The following is a 14,634-nucleotide window of genomic DNA, read 5'->3' on the forward strand; positions in this document are numbered from 1 at the left end:
GATATGAATCCCATCTCAATTTTCAGTTTACTTCTCTCAATAACTTTGCTGATCCTCCTTTTAATCTAAGCAACTCTTTGGAAATACGCTCCTTTTGCAATCGGTATACATGAATTACCTCGTAAGGGTCCGCACCTCGATTATCCATCTTTTTCAATACTTTATCGAAGGAATTTATATATTGGATCGTTTCTTCTAATGTCCAAAGCCGATCACGCTCATGAACAAGAACCATTACTCCTCTTGGTTCATTAAAAAGTTGATGGTTGCTACATTTATTGTGATAAATTTTCTTAAAATGCCTGTTGAATAATTCTATTTCGTGAAACAAACATTCAGACTCAATACGGTGAAGACTTTTAATCAATCCGACATATGAAAGATCGTGTTTTTTCCGATTCACTGATTGTCCAAATCCTGAAATCTCTAGCTGATATTCATATCGCTCACGAATCCCTAAAAGACTAACACTTTCATTCACAGCCATGATCCGAATAATTACACGGTAGCCAGCATCTATGAGTGAAGGAATCATTTGAAAACTGATATCATTCTCAGTTAACGTATCTTCGATTACAACATTTACTTTTTGCTGAATTGCTTTTGTGATCAAGTCTTGCTTCCATTGATTAATATTTTGTTCTATAAATGATGACATATCTTCTTGATCAACGGATATCGCTTGAAATCTTTTGCTGTGTATTCTTCTGAGCTCATCTTCATTAATTACTAAAACCGAAGAGAAATCGTTAAAATCCTGTTTTGATAGATTCATCAAATTTGAGCGACCGGAGCCCCACTGACCGCCAATTAGAATTGCGACAGGCTCCGTTTGAGATTCTAATGGTAGAATAAATTCTTGTACAAACAACGCTGACATTTCATTATATTCTGATTCAGTTAAAAGGTTTGTTTCATCCATTAAAAATCACCTTGAAACTTTCTTCTTAACTCTTTACTATACCGGGTAATAATTTTAAAAATAATTTTTTCATCACCAAAATGCATTTGTATTCTTTCCCTTTTTAAGCGCTCTTTTTCTCCTTCTAGCTCTTTAATTTCATTGATGTACTCATCCATCTGCCCTTTGATCCGATAAATTTCTCGACCTTTGTCTGCTATTAGTTCTGTCATTATTTCCATAGCTAAGTCTTTTTGTATACTTTTCGGAATCATTTGGAGTTCAGATTTTAAACGACTTTTCATAAACTCCTCCCCTGACCTTCTTCATTAAAATCACTCTCTTCACATTTTAACACGTACATGTTGTTGAAACTATTTTTATTTCAAGCAGCCACTTGGATAAGCAGATCAAAATGAGTTTATAAATAGTTATTTTTTAAATAAATTTATGTTTTATTCAAAAAACTGTCTTGAAACAACCCTTTCATTATTCTTGAACTACGACAATCAATTAACTTAAAATATAGCTATTAATAGAGTTAGAGAGGTTTAAATGACATGACAAAAACATCACACGCAAATAATATTTACCAGATTTTATTGCAATTAGTTATCACCATTTGTGGTATTCTTCTACTTTCCATGATTGCTTTTTTTATTCCAATTCCAAAACAATATATCAATTTTTTCCCGATTTTGCTTTTTGCAACCATTGGTCTTTATTTTTTATTTGAGCATAAACACGGAGGATCTCTTGGGTTTAGAGATGGAAAATGGTTGAAAAATGTATCTATTGGCTTAATCTTCGGAATGGTTTCTATTACCATTATCTTTTTGATTCTATTCAGCATAGAGCAAATCGCTGTAACCAAAGTCCAACTTAATACTTGGCCATATTTTTTTCTCTACCTATTCTTATTCTCAATCGTTGCTATTCAAGAGGAATTATTTATCCGAGGATACATAATGAGTATGTTTAATCGTTATTACAACAATAGTTGGGTTGCTATAATAGTCAGCTCGTTATGCTTTGCCTTTTTACATTCACAAAATCCTGGAATTTTCACTTCCCCTTTTCCAATGATTAATATTTTTCTTGCCGGGATATTACTAGGTGTTATGCGTTCATATTCAAAAAGTATTTGGATGGCAGTTGGATTTCATTTAACTTGGAATCACTTTCAAGGTGTGGTTTATGGATTTCATGTTTCTGGTACTCCAATTCCTTCTATTTTGGTTTCAAAAGAAAAAGGTCATATCATGCTGAATGGAGGTTCTTTTGGTATAGAAGGCAGTGCAGTTACAACCCTACTCTTTATGGTTAGTATCTGCTTAGTTGTATTTACCTATCGAAAACAAAAAACTCCTACTGAATAGATTTGAAAGAATCACCCAAACGTTAGGAGTCAATCGCATTGTTCTTTTGTCTTTTGTTTTCCTTTAACTCTAGCCAGACAAGTGGATAAATCAAGTGTACAAATAAGATAACAGTTTCAATATCTTTATCTGTATAAGCATCCATAGTGTAACCTGTCACTGATAAAACACCAATTTTTGTCTCATCATCATTACCAATCGATAAAGGTACACAAAGAACGGTTCGATAGTGCCTTCTTGATTGACTTTTTCTTTGATAATCATATGAGTCATCATTTACATCTGGTACATAATAAACTTGATTTTCTCTCCAAGAATATCCAGCAGCACTACCATGTTTAAGAGGCTCAAATTGTTTAACTCGATGCGTATGGCTGCTTGAATGGGCAAAATGAATAAACCGATCCTCATATTTCGGATGCTCAACATGTAGCACAATACGAGGATCTTTTTTACGAAAATCCTTCATTGTGCTGATCATATAATCCAAAATATTAACATATATGTCATCCCTGTTCTTTAAAAAATTAGACCAATTTGCGATCGCTGCAGCTATTTCATCAACAGCACCCATAATTTGTAGAAAAACATACATCTCATTGTCAATTTCTTTTTTTAATGTTTCATTTGACTTTTTTACAAGCCGTAATGTTTGTTCTAATTCTTTATTTTTGGATTGCTGATCTTTATAGTGCCTATTCACATTTACCAATTCTGTCGTTAATTCTTTCCGTTCTCTTTCTAATAGAACAACCTTCTCTTCCAATTCATCTTTGATTCTTTGTAATGTTTCAATCCGATAAATAGAAGCAGGAGTTTCATCCCCATCTTGCGGTCGTCCCATGACATCAGTTTTACCCGTAGCGTATTGATAGGCAAATAATATAAATAATGTAACAAGCGCAATGGAGACAAAGTACTTAAAGAATTCTGCAAACCAACTGCCATCTTGAAACAAAATGTTAAATACTCGGAAAATCTCCTCCATTCATTTCATCCCCCTCCAACCCTTTGGGGCGATGGTGTATTTATATATTTATTCAAAAATAAAAGAATTGACACTCCCTTCAGTAAGCACATATCCCTATGTTGACACATATCTTTATCAAATAGGGGGGATGATGATGTTTTACTTTTATCCATTCACATGGACTCATCATGCTTATTATCAACAAGCATATGAATCAGAAGTTCGTACACCGCAAATTCAACAAATTGATTGGCATAAACGCTACCCTTCAGAAGTTATTTTAAAAGGTCCTAGCTCTGTTCGAAGTGTTGCTCTCACTTTTGACGATGGACCAGATCAAACATGGACACCGCAAATTGCAAATATATTAGGTAAGTTTAAGGTTCAAGCTACTTTCTTTGTACTAGGCTCCCAAGTTAAAGCAAATCCAAGTATATTACGGCATCTTGACCAACAAGGACATGAGATTGGTAACCATACATGGGATCATCCACTTCTTACTAAAATTTCAACAGCAGAAGTGAAAAGACAAATACAACAGACAGATCAAATTATTCATCAAGTGATCGGGAAGCAAACTCGTTTATTTAGACCACCTTATGGCGCATTATCTAATTCAATTATCCATACTGTAAAGCAATTAAATCATAAAATCATACTTTGGAATGTAGATAGTTTAGATTGGAAAGGAGTCTCAACAAATACGATGGTACAAAATGTTTTATCTCACACTTCACCTGGATCGATTCTTTTATTTCACTCAGCCTATGGAAGATCGGGCCTGGGAAATACTGTTGCAGCACTACCACAAATTATTCAAAGACTTCGGAGCAACAATTTTTCCTTTCGCACTGTCTCTTCCCTCATAAATTTGTAAATATTTAAAAGTACAACTAAACCTTGAGAAAACTTATGATATGATAATGAATAATAACACTTTGAAAGGCTGAATTGAGATCGTGAAAGTTGATAAAAGAGAAAAGACCCTATGGATGTCTACTATTGAGGGATCAATTGTTGTTATTCTTGCAACAGTACTCTTTTTAATGTTGATCTTCGAGTTGATTCGATGCAATTCTTCAGTAAACCTTTTCATCATCATAATTGCACCTATCTTATTTTTTTGCCTATTAACAATCACAATTTTTGTTAGATTTCTATTGCGTGTTTATTTTTCATTTCCCCAGAGCATTGTTTGGCAAATTTCTATATTAAGTAAAATGATCACTTCTATTCTCCTCTACTTTTTCTTTTTAAATTTAGGTAAATTAATTTTTATTAATAGTTGTTCGTGATGTGGGATTATTTAGATTATTTTTAATTATCCCGCCGATTATACATATCGTCGAATTATCAAATATTTTGTCGAACCCTTCTGCTATTTAAAGATTTTCTTTGCTATTTGTCGTAGAATTGATTATATTAAAGATATATCAAATACTCTCCTCTCAATCTAGTCTTGCAACTGAGTTTTCTAAATTATATAAATTCATTGTGCCTGAATCCAATCAGAAAGCGGGAGATCATAAGATGAACCAAGATGTGTCTGAAAAGAAATACATATCATCAACTATGGAAGCGTTACCTTCGAATAAAGCGAATGGTCCATCTGAAACCTCTAAGACCTTGTGGTCTTCGTCGCCGCCACCACGGCGAGATCGAGTTCGCTTGCGTCATCGTCGAAATCAATTAAAAGTCTTTCAACAAAGTGTAGAATCGGAATCACTCTCTTAATGTGATAAGAGCAGGAAATATTTATAAAAACATCTCCTGCTCTATTTCTCTGCTTTCAATCTCTGCTAATCCCTGCTTATTCAAATTTAACTTACTTCTTTCTTTTGTCGACTTACTTTCATAACAAAATGCTCTGCATACCCATACACACCATGCTCACTAACATCTAACCCTTGTTGCTCATTTTCCTTTGAAACGCGAATTCCAATGGTTTTCTTCAATGCCCATAAGATCAGAAATGAGGCAATGGTTACATAACTAATTGTTACAACAATCCCAAGTGTTTGTACACCTAGCTGTTGAAAACCTCCACCATAAAGTAATCCACTTTTGCCAACCCCGACTTTCCTTACTAAATCAGGGGCAGCAAATAATCCAGTGGATAAGGTCCCCCAAATCCCCGCAATTCCATGCACTGAAGCTGCGCTAATGGGATCATCAATCCGTCTCTTCTCAATCCACCATCCTGTGTAAATTGCTACAACCCCAGCAATAAAACCAATCAATACAGCTGCCCAAGGTTTTACAAAAGCACAAGAAGCAGTGATCGCTACTAGCGCAGCCAAAACACCATTTAAAATAGAACCAAAAGAAATTTTCCCTGTTAAGATCCGACTCATACCCATTGCCCCGAAAATCCCAGCAGCAGCAGCTAAATGAGTGGTTAAAGCCACATAAGTATAAAAACCATCTTTTACTGTTAATGTACTACCAGCATTAAAACCAAACCAGCCAATCCAAATAATTAGTACACCCAGTACTGAGTAAACTTGGTTATGACCCAATAGTGAGTTAGCAGAACCATCAGAATTAAACTTTCCAAGCCTCGGTTTTAATAAAATGGTTGCAACAAATGCAGCGATTGCCCCTTGTAAATGAACAACAGTAGAACCAGCAAAATCTTGCTTTCCTAAATCGTGTAGCCACCCTCCTCCCCACACCCAATGACCAACAACGGGATAAATAACAACACAATATAGAAGTCCAAAAATCAAATAGACACTTAATTTAGCGCGTTCAGCAAATCCTCCCCAAACAATCGCTAATGATACTGCTAAAAAGGAAAATTGAAAAAAGAACGATACCTCATTTTTTAAATCTCCTGATTGTGCAAGGTTTAAAAACCATCCATTCGTTCCAATCCATTTCCCTTCTCCAAATGTCAACCCATACCCACACACCCAAAAGGCGATTAATGCGATACCAATCGTTAAGATCTGCTTAGAAGCTACATGTCCTGCATTTTTCATTCGTGTAGAACCTGCTTCTAATAGTGCAAATCCAGCTTGCATCATAATGACTAAAATCGCAGAAAACAATACCCAAAGATTATCGATAACAATTTGCATCGTCTTTCTAACCGCCTCCTTATGTAAACTTTTATTACATGATTTGATTTTAACAGACTAAAATGCAGAAATCAATCTTATATGTAATGTTTTATTACACTAACAGTAAACAAATATTACATAAAAACCCCAAAAAAAAGACGTCTATGACGTCATCATTTTACCCAATTATAAAAAGAGAACTTTTTTGGCGCTTCCCCTTCATTTGACTGATACAATACTCCTTTTTTACGAAATCGTCTAGCATATTCAATCGCTTGATCAACTGTTTTAATCTCATTTCTTTTCCATTCTAAAAGAATACGATCAATATACCGGAAATTCACTTTACTACAAAAGACAGCTTCTTGCAGCGCAGCTTCGATTAATTCAGGTGAATGCTCATCTTGATCCAGCCATTGAGCAATCATCTCATATTCATACGGAGAAAGCGGGCGACCAAATTCTTGTTCAAATTGATGAAAGATCTGATCCGTTAAAGACGATTGAGATATATTCGTTTGTGATTCAACCTCAAATTCTTCAGCTATTTTTAGCCATAATGGAGTAAGTGAATAAGATTCCTCTAACAATCCCGTATCGTTATTTTCATCTATCTGTATATATCCTTCTTCTAAAAGTTTCCTCAACATTTTTGCAATTTGATCGTTTGAAAGCGACATCCGTTGTGATATCTCTTCAACAGAAGGGAGTAAACGATGCTCTTTTTCTTGAAACACCATAATCTGCATAAGCAACAGAATTTCTTGTTCAGAAAGACCTATTTGATGATATCTTGTTAACAAGAAAACTGGGAAAGCAATTGAACCACTTTGAAGAAGATGAACCATTTCCATATAATTCGATTTAGCACTCCCCATGTTCATCACCCCATTTTTACGAAACAACTTTACTATATCATGTCAATCTGATGAAAAATAGACTTGAAATGCTGTTTTAAGTAAGCTGTTACGGTAACGAACTCTTTTATCGCTATTAACATGGGAATGGCATAAATGAATCAGGAATTTTCTTTTATCCTGAATTTGCCCTTCTTTGCATCTCCTTTATATAATCAAGCAGAAAACACCTTATTGATTCTTATGCAAGGACACGTTGATAGCTTTCCCTAATTTCTTGATTGTTTTTCTCTTCAAATCGCATTGCAGATTTTAAAACTGGTTTCTCTAATAAATCGTATAAACTATCAAAACTTGGATCAGGCATTCGTTGTTTCATTTCTAGTAAGTCTTTCCGGCGCGGGGAAATAAGCTTACAATCACGATCTTGATCAATTCGTTCAACTAACTTTTTTTTGACTTTATTTTTAGCTTTTTTCAACAGAGAAGGTTCCTCTTTCGTATTATTTGGTTTTGTCCAGGTCTTCATCACATTATAGATGACCATATCATACAGATCAGGACCTAAATTAGACTCCTCACAAATCTTCTTCACTTGGTTTAATGAAACTTCCTCTTCTAATAAATACTGAGCTCGTCGTTTTGGTTTCTTCTTCTCTTGTTCGACTTTTTGATCACGTTCATTCATCGTGCGAACCAAACTGCGAATTTTGCTCATTTCTTTTCGAAGATGTAATATTTGTTTTTCAGTCAGCTCCCCTTTTTCTAATTTAGAATGACCTTTAGATAAAGCTTCTATTTTTTTTATGTCTCGAAACATTTCAATTTTTGTTAATGCCTCTAACAAAAAATCTTCTGCCCTACGCTGTGTTTGAAAAGTCTTATTTCCTTGAAAGAAATAAGTTAATCGAACCAGTAAGGTAGATAAGCCTAAGCCCGAGCTAAAACCTAGAACAGGTCCGACCAAAGTGCTCTGTGGTCCTAATTTTGCAGCAACACATAAAGAGAGTAAACCAACTCCAACTACGGATTTGACAATCGTATGATGATGATTATCATACCAATCATAGAATCTACGTGTGCGATCTCTCTTATTTTCTGTTTTTAATAAATGTTTAATATTATTTACAATGCGCATAAATTCTTCTGCCTGGGTATTCGATGGTAATCTTTTTTTTATGTTAATTTTTGTAGATGATACGGCTGTGTCAATTTTTAACATGGCAACTTGACAAGGAACTTTAGAAAGATCTCTTTTTGATCTTAAATGATTCATTAAGTATGACAAAAGAATCCCCTCTTTGGTCGAAATTGTAATTTCACAGTTATTATAGCAGCATCGATCTTCTAAAAATGCCAATTTTACAATTGCTTAACCAGATCTTTGCATCAAGCTATCAAACATTGATCATTGAGGGATTTACTAGTATCATTATTTGTTAGTTTAATAATTATGAGGTGGTCACAACGAAAAAATTTTTATATGTCTTAATATTAGGGATCATAATTGCAGGAGTTGGATATTTTAGCTATTCTTTCTTTTTCCAAAAAGATAAGGTAGTATCAACTGATCATGAAAAAATCAAGAAAATAGAAGAACCAGAAGTTACTTTTGCTGCTTTTGGAGATACGATGATGCATGAGCCTCAAATCAAGGATGGAAAGACCGCCACAGGATATAACTTCAATCATGTATTTAAAGAGGTAAAGTCCTATCTCTCCAAACCGGACATTGCAATTGGGAACTTTGAAATGACACTTGCAGGACCATCAAAGCCGTATAATGGCTATCCACTATTTAATGCTCCAGATCAGATTGTTGATGCATTGTTAAATAGTGGTGTGGATGTGATGAGTACAGCAAATAATCATGCTATTGACACCGGCGCTGCAGGATTAAAACGAACTTATCAACAACTAAGTAAAAAAGGATTACTCCCTGTTGGGACAGCTTCTAAGCAGGAAGAACAAAAGCCTACTATTGTTGAAAAAAATAATATTAAGATTGGTTTTTTAGCATATACCGAACACACGAATGGAAATCCTGTTCCTCAAAAGTTTCTGGTAAATAAAATCCAATCACAGCAAATTGCAAAAGATATTAAACAAGCGAAAACTATGGGAGCTAAGTTTGTAGTCGTTTCTTTACACTTTGGAGTTGAATATCAACGTCAACCCAATGAATTTCAACAAAAAGTAGCCCATCAAGCATTAAAGGATGGTGCTGATGTAATTCTCGGCAGTCATCCTCACGTTCTTCAACCAATGGAAAAAGTAATGGTCAATGGAAAACAAAAATTGATTATCTACTCAATGGGTAACTTCATATCTAATCAATCTGATACCCATACTGATGAAGGGATTATTCTATTTTTCAAAGCTAAAAAAGATGCAAAACGTGGTATCTTATTACAAGATATCAGTTACCTCCCTACTATGGCTTATAAATATACAAAAGGTGGAAAAAAACGTTACGTTGTGATCCCAGAAGATTCACCAGAACCTAAGCAATTAGGCTATCCTGGTTTACAGTCAGCAAAATGGAAAAGTGTTTGGAACAATACCACCAAATTAATGAAACAAAAAGGCGATTTTCCAACCTTTGCACCTCAGCCTTAACTAAAAATGACTTGAGTACCTTGTGGTCTACTCAAGTCATTTTCAAATAAGCGAAGGAGTGAAAAGATGAAATTAGGTCGTTGGATATCTCTAATTCTGTTTATATGTGGATGTATTCTCGTCGTATATAGTGGCTACCAGTGGTGGGGACAATTAAATATAGCGTTAGAAGATCCTAAATTAGCCCAGAAAATCGCAAAAAATTGGAACGACCAAACACCAAAACAGTCGATCCATTCAGTGCCACCTTCTTCAAATCAATCAGAAAAAAACCTACATGGCAGTAAAGTTGGTGAGCTGATCATCCCCAGAATCGGGGCCATATTGCCTATAATAGAAGGAACTGATCCAGATTCGCTTGAGCATGGTGTTGGAAAATTTGTTGGTCCACAAACAGTCTCTCCTGATCAGACAGGCCATGTCGTCTTATCTGGCCACCGTGATACAGTATTCCGTAAAGTAGGGAAGCTACAAATAGGTGATCGTTTATTTGTTCGTTACCAAGGTAAAATATATACTTACCAAATTCGAAAAACGTGGGTCACAAATGCAGAAGACCTCACTGTCATCGTCCCTCAAAAGGTGCCTATTCTCACTTTGACTACTTGTTACCCATTTAATTATGTAGGATCTGCACCTGATCGATATATTATTCGTTCCGAACTAATTGAAATCAATATAGATAAAAAATAATTTTAATAAAACAGGGCTTTCAATCATTAATTTTATATAAATTTACGAATAATATTTTGAAAGATAATAAATGATATTTTAGGAGGTACACAAGTTGAAAAAAATTAGTCTTACCTTGCTTTTATTTGCTTTTATTTTTATGTTGAATTTAAATTCCACATTTGCTACTGAAATAATCAAACAAGATTTGGGGAAAACAGATATTAAGATAAACAAGCTCCCAATCGAAGTTGAAAAAACAGTACCGCCAAAAGAGGAAAAACCTAAAGAAGAGAAGCCTAAGGAAGAAATGCCTAAAGAGGAAAAACCTAAAGAAGAGAAGCCTAAGGAAGAAATGCCCAAAGAGGAAAAACCTAAAGAAGAGAAGCCTAAGGAAGAAATGCCCAAAGAGGAAAAGCCTAAAGAAGAGAAACCTAAGGAAGAAAAGCCTTGTGCAATTCCTAAAGAAGCTGATTACCACCATCTCAGTATTAACTTGCATCAAAAGACAGCAGGCAAATTAACCATTAATGCTAAACTAAAAGCAAGCAGCGCAACAGGTACGTGGTATCTTGCAGTAGGACCCGAAGATCGTCCAGCTCCAATCATCGAAAAAAAGTTTCATAATATTAACGGAACAACTTTTACTTATATACTTAATTTAGATAAGTTACCTGATGGAGATAATACGATTTTTATTGGATTTGAAGGGACAATTGATGGTAAAAAATGCTCATATGGTGTTGGATATGATTCCTTTGTTCTTGAGCCAGATCATACTACAAAGCCAAACAAACCAAATAACCCTGATAAACCCGAAAAAAATACACCTAGTAAAGGAAAAGCAGATTTAGACAAATTAAAAGGTGGTAAAATGCCAAAAACAGCGACTTCCTATCCTTCTACCTTATTAATTGGTTTTGCATTCATTCTACTAAGTGCAGCCACATTATGGATTCGTCGTCGTAATGTAAGCTAGGAATCTAAATCATCCACTTCATATGAAGCGGATGATTTTTTATTGAGATCATTTATCTTTTTAAGTTGAAGGCTTTACCAAAAGACGAATTAAAAAAACCTGGAAATTGCGATTGATAATAATCTTGAAATTCACGAAGATGTGATAAAAAGATTTCGATTTGTTGATGAGAAGGTTGCTGATTTGCTGGAACAGAGGATAAGCGATGCGCGTTGCTTAACAAAATTCCTTGTAGATTTGTAATTTGTTGTAAGAAGTTTAGTAGCTCATCAGTATCCAATGCTGAATGTTTTATCATTTCTGTTAGCCAACTATTTGTTGCTAATAAATCAATCGCGGGAACGGGAAGATTTGCACCCATTGAAGCAATTGTAAATAAAGCACGATCCCTTTGTTCAGACATTTTGCTCACCTTCTTATGTAGAGTTATGATGATATTCCCTGTTTTTTATAAATAAAAACTGCGCTGGAAACTCCATTTATTCTAAATCCAATAAAATATCGGGGTAATTCATTAGTTTTCTCCGATTAAAGCGAGATGTTTTTCATCTTTAAATTATTATATAAAAAATAATTTTACATTAGTAGAGATAGTTTCATCAGTTTATTGAATCACCTAAAATCTGTACTTTTGATATACTTTTACTATAAAATAATATCAATATAATTTGCAAAGACCTTACCTAAAGCCCTATCTATCCAATCCATCTGTAAGAAGGCATTGAGCTTAGGCAAGGATTCCATGAATGCCACTGGATTATAAAATCCAGATCTCGAGAGAAGGAAACATGTACGATTACGAGCCGATCATTCGAATCACCCTCCAGCTTCCGAATCCGATGAGCGGAGAAAAGATCATCACCCTCGTCAAAAAGGTGGCTGAAAACTACTATGAGGAGAAGCACTATATCGACGGTCGATGCTATCAGATCGGAACCGCAGATTACACTGGTCTTCTTCTCGTCGTCCCCTCAAAGGAGAATCCCTTCGTCCGACCCAAGAACGCATACAATGGGGTGACGATCATGAGAAAGCCTCTTCCCGAGGATGCTCCTGGGGATGTTCCTGGGGGCACCAGCTACGAGGAGATGGAGGAAACCGCTCTCCGATTCACGGAAGCACTGAGATCGGAGCTCGAAAATTTCTTTGACCAATAAACGGTCAACACACACTTAGAGACCGCACAGGATCTCAGTGTGTGCGAGCTATTTATTCGGAATATTTTATAAATAAGGAACTCATCTTGACTGTAGTGATATTGGGTATTACCTCTCTGTCCATTAAAGAAGACTTAAACTGCTTTTATCGCAATTTAAGTCTTCTTTCGTCAATTGTGCACTTCTCTTATACATTAATATAATTGCATATATTGTTCTCTTTCCCATTCATGAACAGTTGTGCGGAACATATCCCACTCAATTTCTTTTGCTTCAATAAAATGAGCTAAAGCATGTTCACCCAATGCACTTACGATTACAGGATTATTCTTTAATTCATGTAGTGCTTCTAATAAGTTTGCGGGTAAACTTTCAATGCCTGCATCACGGCGCTCTGCTTCATCCATGATATAGATATTTCGATCAGTATGACGTGGAAGAGCAAGTTTATTTTTAATACCATCCAAACCTGCTTTTAGCATTACAGCAAGGGCTAGATATGGATTTGCTGCTGGATCAGGACTGCGAACTTCAATTCGTGTACTTAGTCCACGTGATGCTGGGACACGTACCAATGGACTCCGGTTCTTAGGTGACCAAGCAACATAGCAAGGTGCTTCATAACCAGGTACTAACCGTTTATAGGAGTTAATCAATGGATTGGTGATCGCTGTAAATGAACGTGCATGTTTTAAAACACCTGCTAAGAAATAACGAGCGGTTTCGCTGAGACCCAATTCATCACTCTCATCATAAAATGCATTCTCTTTCCCACGGAACAAAGACATATGACAATGCATACCTGAACCGTTCACACCAAATAATGGCTTAGGCATAAAAGTGGCATGTAAACCGTATTCACGAGCAATATTCTTTACAACCAATTTAAATGTTTGAATGTTATCAGCAGCTGTTACTGCATTTGTATATTTAAAATCAATTTCATGTTGTCCAGGAGCAACTTCATGATGAGATGCTTCAACTTCAAAACCCATCTTATCAAGGGTAAGAACTATGTCACGACGGCAATTTTCACCTAGATCGAGAGGCGCTAGATCGAAGTATCCCCCTTGGTCATTAAGATCAAGTGTAGGATTTCCTTTTTCATCTGTTTTAAATAGGAAAAACTCGGGTTCAGGCCCTACATTCATTGCAGTAAAACCAAGCTCAGCAGCTTCTGCGAGGACGCGTTTTAATATTCCACGTGGGTCACCATCAAAAGGTTTACCATCAGGATTATAGATATCACAAGTCATTCCTGCTACTTTGTCCTCACCTGTTGACCAAGGATAAATGACCCACGAATTGAGATCGGGATAGAGATACATATCTGACTCTTCAATCCGAACAAATCCTTCAATTGAAGAACCATCAAACATCATTTGATTATTTAGCGCCTTTTCTAATTGACTACGTGGCACCTCAACGTTTTTGATGGTTCCTAACAAATCGGTAAATTGTAGTCGGATATAAGCAACGCCTTCTTGATCTGCAATTCGTAAAATGTCCTCTTTTGTATACTTCGATTTAGCCATCTAACCATCGTTCTCCCTTCAACATAAATATATTTGATCTAAAAACAAAGATTTAGTGGCGAAAAAAACGGGTTAATTCACCATAAGTGAGATGAGTCTCCCCTACCCGTCTAGTAGGGCCTGCTGTTAACTGACGTTTCAGTAGCTTCCGTAGTTCTCGCTCAGACAGCTCTTTTGTCGCCTTTTTCGTCTGATCTTTCTTTGTTTCTAGAACTTGCTGTGCTTCACCGAGCATTTGTCGAACGCCCGCAATATTTAATCCTTTTTCTAACCATGACTTGATTTTGAGCAATAAATCTACATCATTAAAAGAGAACAACCGTTGTCTACCATCTGTGCGCGCTGGATTGACTAAGCCTTGCTGTTCATAGTAACGAATTTGCCGAGGGGTTAACTCTGTCAACTTCGTTACGATTCGCATCGGAAGCAATGGCATATTTCGTCTTATATCATCCCTCATAAATAGCGCCTTCTTTCCATTGTTGTTCCTCTTGATGCCA

Annotated in this window: 16 protein-coding genes; 7 read left to right on the top strand and 9 right to left on the bottom strand. The window is 35.7% G+C overall.

All coding sequences use genetic code 11. The features are described from left to right. Window positions 1-22: 22 nt before the first annotated feature. Both BUB71_RS01225 and BUB71_RS01230 read right to left on the bottom strand, forming a co-directional pair. Window positions 23-922: a zeta toxin family protein gene (locus tag BUB71_RS01225; RefSeq protein WP_073150675.1), complete on the bottom strand. Its 900-nt coding sequence runs from the start codon at window positions 920-922 to the stop codon at window positions 23-25. Further along, on the bottom strand, window positions 922-1,206 hold the full coding sequence (locus BUB71_RS01230; protein ID WP_073150678.1) for a hypothetical protein: 285 nt from the start codon (window positions 1,204-1,206) through the stop codon (window positions 922-924). The genes BUB71_RS01225 and BUB71_RS01230 overlap by 1 nt, the downstream gene beginning before the upstream one ends. A gap of 255 nt (window positions 1,207-1,461) precedes the next feature. Between BUB71_RS01230 and BUB71_RS01235 the strand changes: the two genes are divergently transcribed. Then, window positions 1,462-2,280: a CPBP family intramembrane glutamic endopeptidase gene (locus BUB71_RS01235; RefSeq protein WP_073150682.1), complete on the top strand. Its 819-nt coding sequence runs from the start codon at window positions 1,462-1,464 to the stop codon at window positions 2,278-2,280. A gap of 22 nt (window positions 2,281-2,302) precedes the next feature. Here the strand turns inward: BUB71_RS01235 and BUB71_RS01240 are convergent, their stop codons facing one another. Continuing rightward, window positions 2,303-3,268 carry a GAF domain-containing protein gene (locus BUB71_RS01240; protein WP_073150685.1) on the bottom strand — a complete coding sequence of 322 codons (966 nt, stop codon included), beginning with the start codon at window positions 3,266-3,268 and terminating at the stop codon, window positions 2,303-2,305. 130 nt (window positions 3,269-3,398) lie between these two features. Between BUB71_RS01240 and BUB71_RS01245 the strand changes: the two genes are divergently transcribed. Together BUB71_RS01245 and BUB71_RS01250 are read left to right on the top strand one after the other, a co-directional pair. After that, window positions 3,399-4,127, top strand: coding sequence for a polysaccharide deacetylase family protein (locus BUB71_RS01245; protein WP_175552241.1), 729 nt, complete (start codon window positions 3,399-3,401; stop codon window positions 4,125-4,127). Between the two features lie 653 nt (window positions 4,128-4,780). Next, entirely contained in the window at window positions 4,781-4,984 is a 204-nt protein-coding gene (locus BUB71_RS01250; protein WP_073150688.1) for a hypothetical protein, read from the top strand. A gap of 86 nt (window positions 4,985-5,070) precedes the next feature. Here the strand turns inward: BUB71_RS01250 and BUB71_RS01255 are convergent, their stop codons facing one another. The 3 genes from BUB71_RS01255 to BUB71_RS01265 form a co-directional block, all read right to left on the bottom strand. Further along, window positions 5,071-6,333: an ammonium transporter gene (locus BUB71_RS01255; RefSeq protein WP_073150692.1), complete on the bottom strand. Its 1,263-nt coding sequence runs from the start codon at window positions 6,331-6,333 to the stop codon at window positions 5,071-5,073. Between the two features lie 155 nt (window positions 6,334-6,488). Continuing rightward, a complete protein-coding gene (locus BUB71_RS01260; RefSeq protein ID WP_175552242.1) occupies window positions 6,489-7,193 on the bottom strand; it encodes a DnaD domain protein in 705 nt (234 codons plus the stop codon). 220 nt (window positions 7,194-7,413) lie between these two features. Then, complete coding sequence (locus tag BUB71_RS01265) at window positions 7,414-8,460, bottom strand: hypothetical protein (RefSeq protein ID WP_073150695.1); 1,047 nt, start codon at window positions 8,458-8,460, stop codon at window positions 7,414-7,416. 170 nt (window positions 8,461-8,630) lie between these two features. Between BUB71_RS01265 and BUB71_RS01270 the strand changes: the two genes are divergently transcribed. The 3 genes from BUB71_RS01270 (at window position 8,631) to BUB71_RS19335 (ending at window position 11,442) form a co-directional block, all read left to right on the top strand. Next, window positions 8,631-9,791 carry a CapA family protein gene (locus BUB71_RS01270; protein WP_073150698.1) on the top strand — a complete coding sequence of 387 codons (1,161 nt, stop codon included), beginning with the start codon at window positions 8,631-8,633 and terminating at the stop codon, window positions 9,789-9,791. A gap of 66 nt (window positions 9,792-9,857) precedes the next feature. Then, a complete protein-coding gene (locus BUB71_RS01275; protein ID WP_073150701.1) occupies window positions 9,858-10,484 on the top strand; it encodes a class D sortase in 627 nt (208 codons plus the stop codon). Window positions 10,485-10,578: 94 nt separating this feature from the next. After that, complete coding sequence (locus BUB71_RS19335) at window positions 10,579-11,442, top strand: hypothetical protein (protein WP_245815486.1); 864 nt, start codon at window positions 10,579-10,581, stop codon at window positions 11,440-11,442. Between the two features lie 52 nt (window positions 11,443-11,494). On the opposite strand, the gene BUB71_RS01290 is transcribed toward BUB71_RS19335, so the two are convergent. Further along, entirely contained in the window at window positions 11,495-11,845 is a 351-nt protein-coding gene (locus tag BUB71_RS01290; protein ID WP_073150711.1) for a hypothetical protein, read from the bottom strand. A 343-nt stretch (window positions 11,846-12,188) separates the two neighbouring features. On the opposite strand from BUB71_RS01290, the gene BUB71_RS01295 reads away from it, so the two are divergent. Further along, window positions 12,189-12,599, top strand: coding sequence for a hypothetical protein (locus tag BUB71_RS01295; RefSeq protein WP_073150714.1), 411 nt, complete (start codon window positions 12,189-12,191; stop codon window positions 12,597-12,599). Window positions 12,600-12,793: 194 nt separating this feature from the next. On the opposite strand, the gene glnA is transcribed toward BUB71_RS01295, so the two are convergent. Together glnA and BUB71_RS01305 are read right to left on the bottom strand one after the other, a co-directional pair. Next, window positions 12,794-14,134 carry a type I glutamate--ammonia ligase gene (glnA, locus tag BUB71_RS01300; protein ID WP_073150717.1) on the bottom strand — a complete coding sequence of 447 codons (1,341 nt, stop codon included), beginning with the start codon at window positions 14,132-14,134 and terminating at the stop codon, window positions 12,794-12,796. A 52-nt stretch (window positions 14,135-14,186) separates the two neighbouring features. Next, entirely contained in the window at window positions 14,187-14,594 is a 408-nt protein-coding gene (locus BUB71_RS01305) for a MerR family transcriptional regulator (protein WP_073150720.1), read from the bottom strand. Window positions 14,595-14,634 lie beyond the last annotated feature (40 nt).

Source organism: Seinonella peptonophila (assembly GCF_900129355.1).
Taxonomy (GTDB): Bacteria; Bacillota; Bacilli; order Thermoactinomycetales; family Thermoactinomycetaceae; genus Seinonella; species Seinonella peptonophila.

Bases quoted from the DNA above. Each gene is read 5' to 3' on its own strand.
- BUB71_RS01235 (WP_073150682.1), top strand. From the start codon at position 1,462: ATGACAAAAACATCACACGCAAATAATATTTACCAGATTTTATTGCAA.
- BUB71_RS01295 (WP_073150714.1), top strand. From the start codon at position 12,189: ATGCCACTGGATTATAAAATCCAGATCTCGAGAGAAGGAAACATGTAC.
- BUB71_RS01250 (WP_073150688.1), top strand. From the start codon at position 4,781: ATGAACCAAGATGTGTCTGAAAAGAAATACATATCATCAACTATGGAA.
- BUB71_RS01245 (WP_175552241.1), top strand. From the start codon at position 3,399: ATGATGATGTTTTACTTTTATCCATTCACATGGACTCATCATGCTTAT.
- BUB71_RS01255 (WP_073150692.1), bottom strand. From the start codon at position 6,333: ATGCAAATTGTTATCGATAATCTTTGGGTATTGTTTTCTGCGATTTTA.
- glnA (WP_073150717.1), bottom strand. From the start codon at position 14,134: ATGGCTAAATCGAAGTATACAAAAGAGGACATTTTACGAATTGCAGAT.
- BUB71_RS01290 (WP_073150711.1), bottom strand. From the start codon at position 11,845: ATGTCTGAACAAAGGGATCGTGCTTTATTTACAATTGCTTCAATGGGT.
- BUB71_RS01240 (WP_073150685.1), bottom strand. From the start codon at position 3,268: ATGGAGGAGATTTTCCGAGTATTTAACATTTTGTTTCAAGATGGCAGT.
- BUB71_RS01305 (WP_073150720.1), bottom strand. From the start codon at position 14,594: ATGAGGGATGATATAAGACGAAATATGCCATTGCTTCCGATGCGAATC.
- BUB71_RS01230 (WP_073150678.1), bottom strand. From the start codon at position 1,206: ATGAAAAGTCGTTTAAAATCTGAACTCCAAATGATTCCGAAAAGTATA.
- BUB71_RS01225 (WP_073150675.1), bottom strand. From the start codon at position 922: ATGGATGAAACAAACCTTTTAACTGAATCAGAATATAATGAAATGTCA.
- BUB71_RS01275 (WP_073150701.1), top strand. From the start codon at position 9,858: ATGAAATTAGGTCGTTGGATATCTCTAATTCTGTTTATATGTGGATGT.
- BUB71_RS01260 (WP_175552242.1), bottom strand. From the start codon at position 7,193: ATGGGGAGTGCTAAATCGAATTATATGGAAATGGTTCATCTTCTTCAA.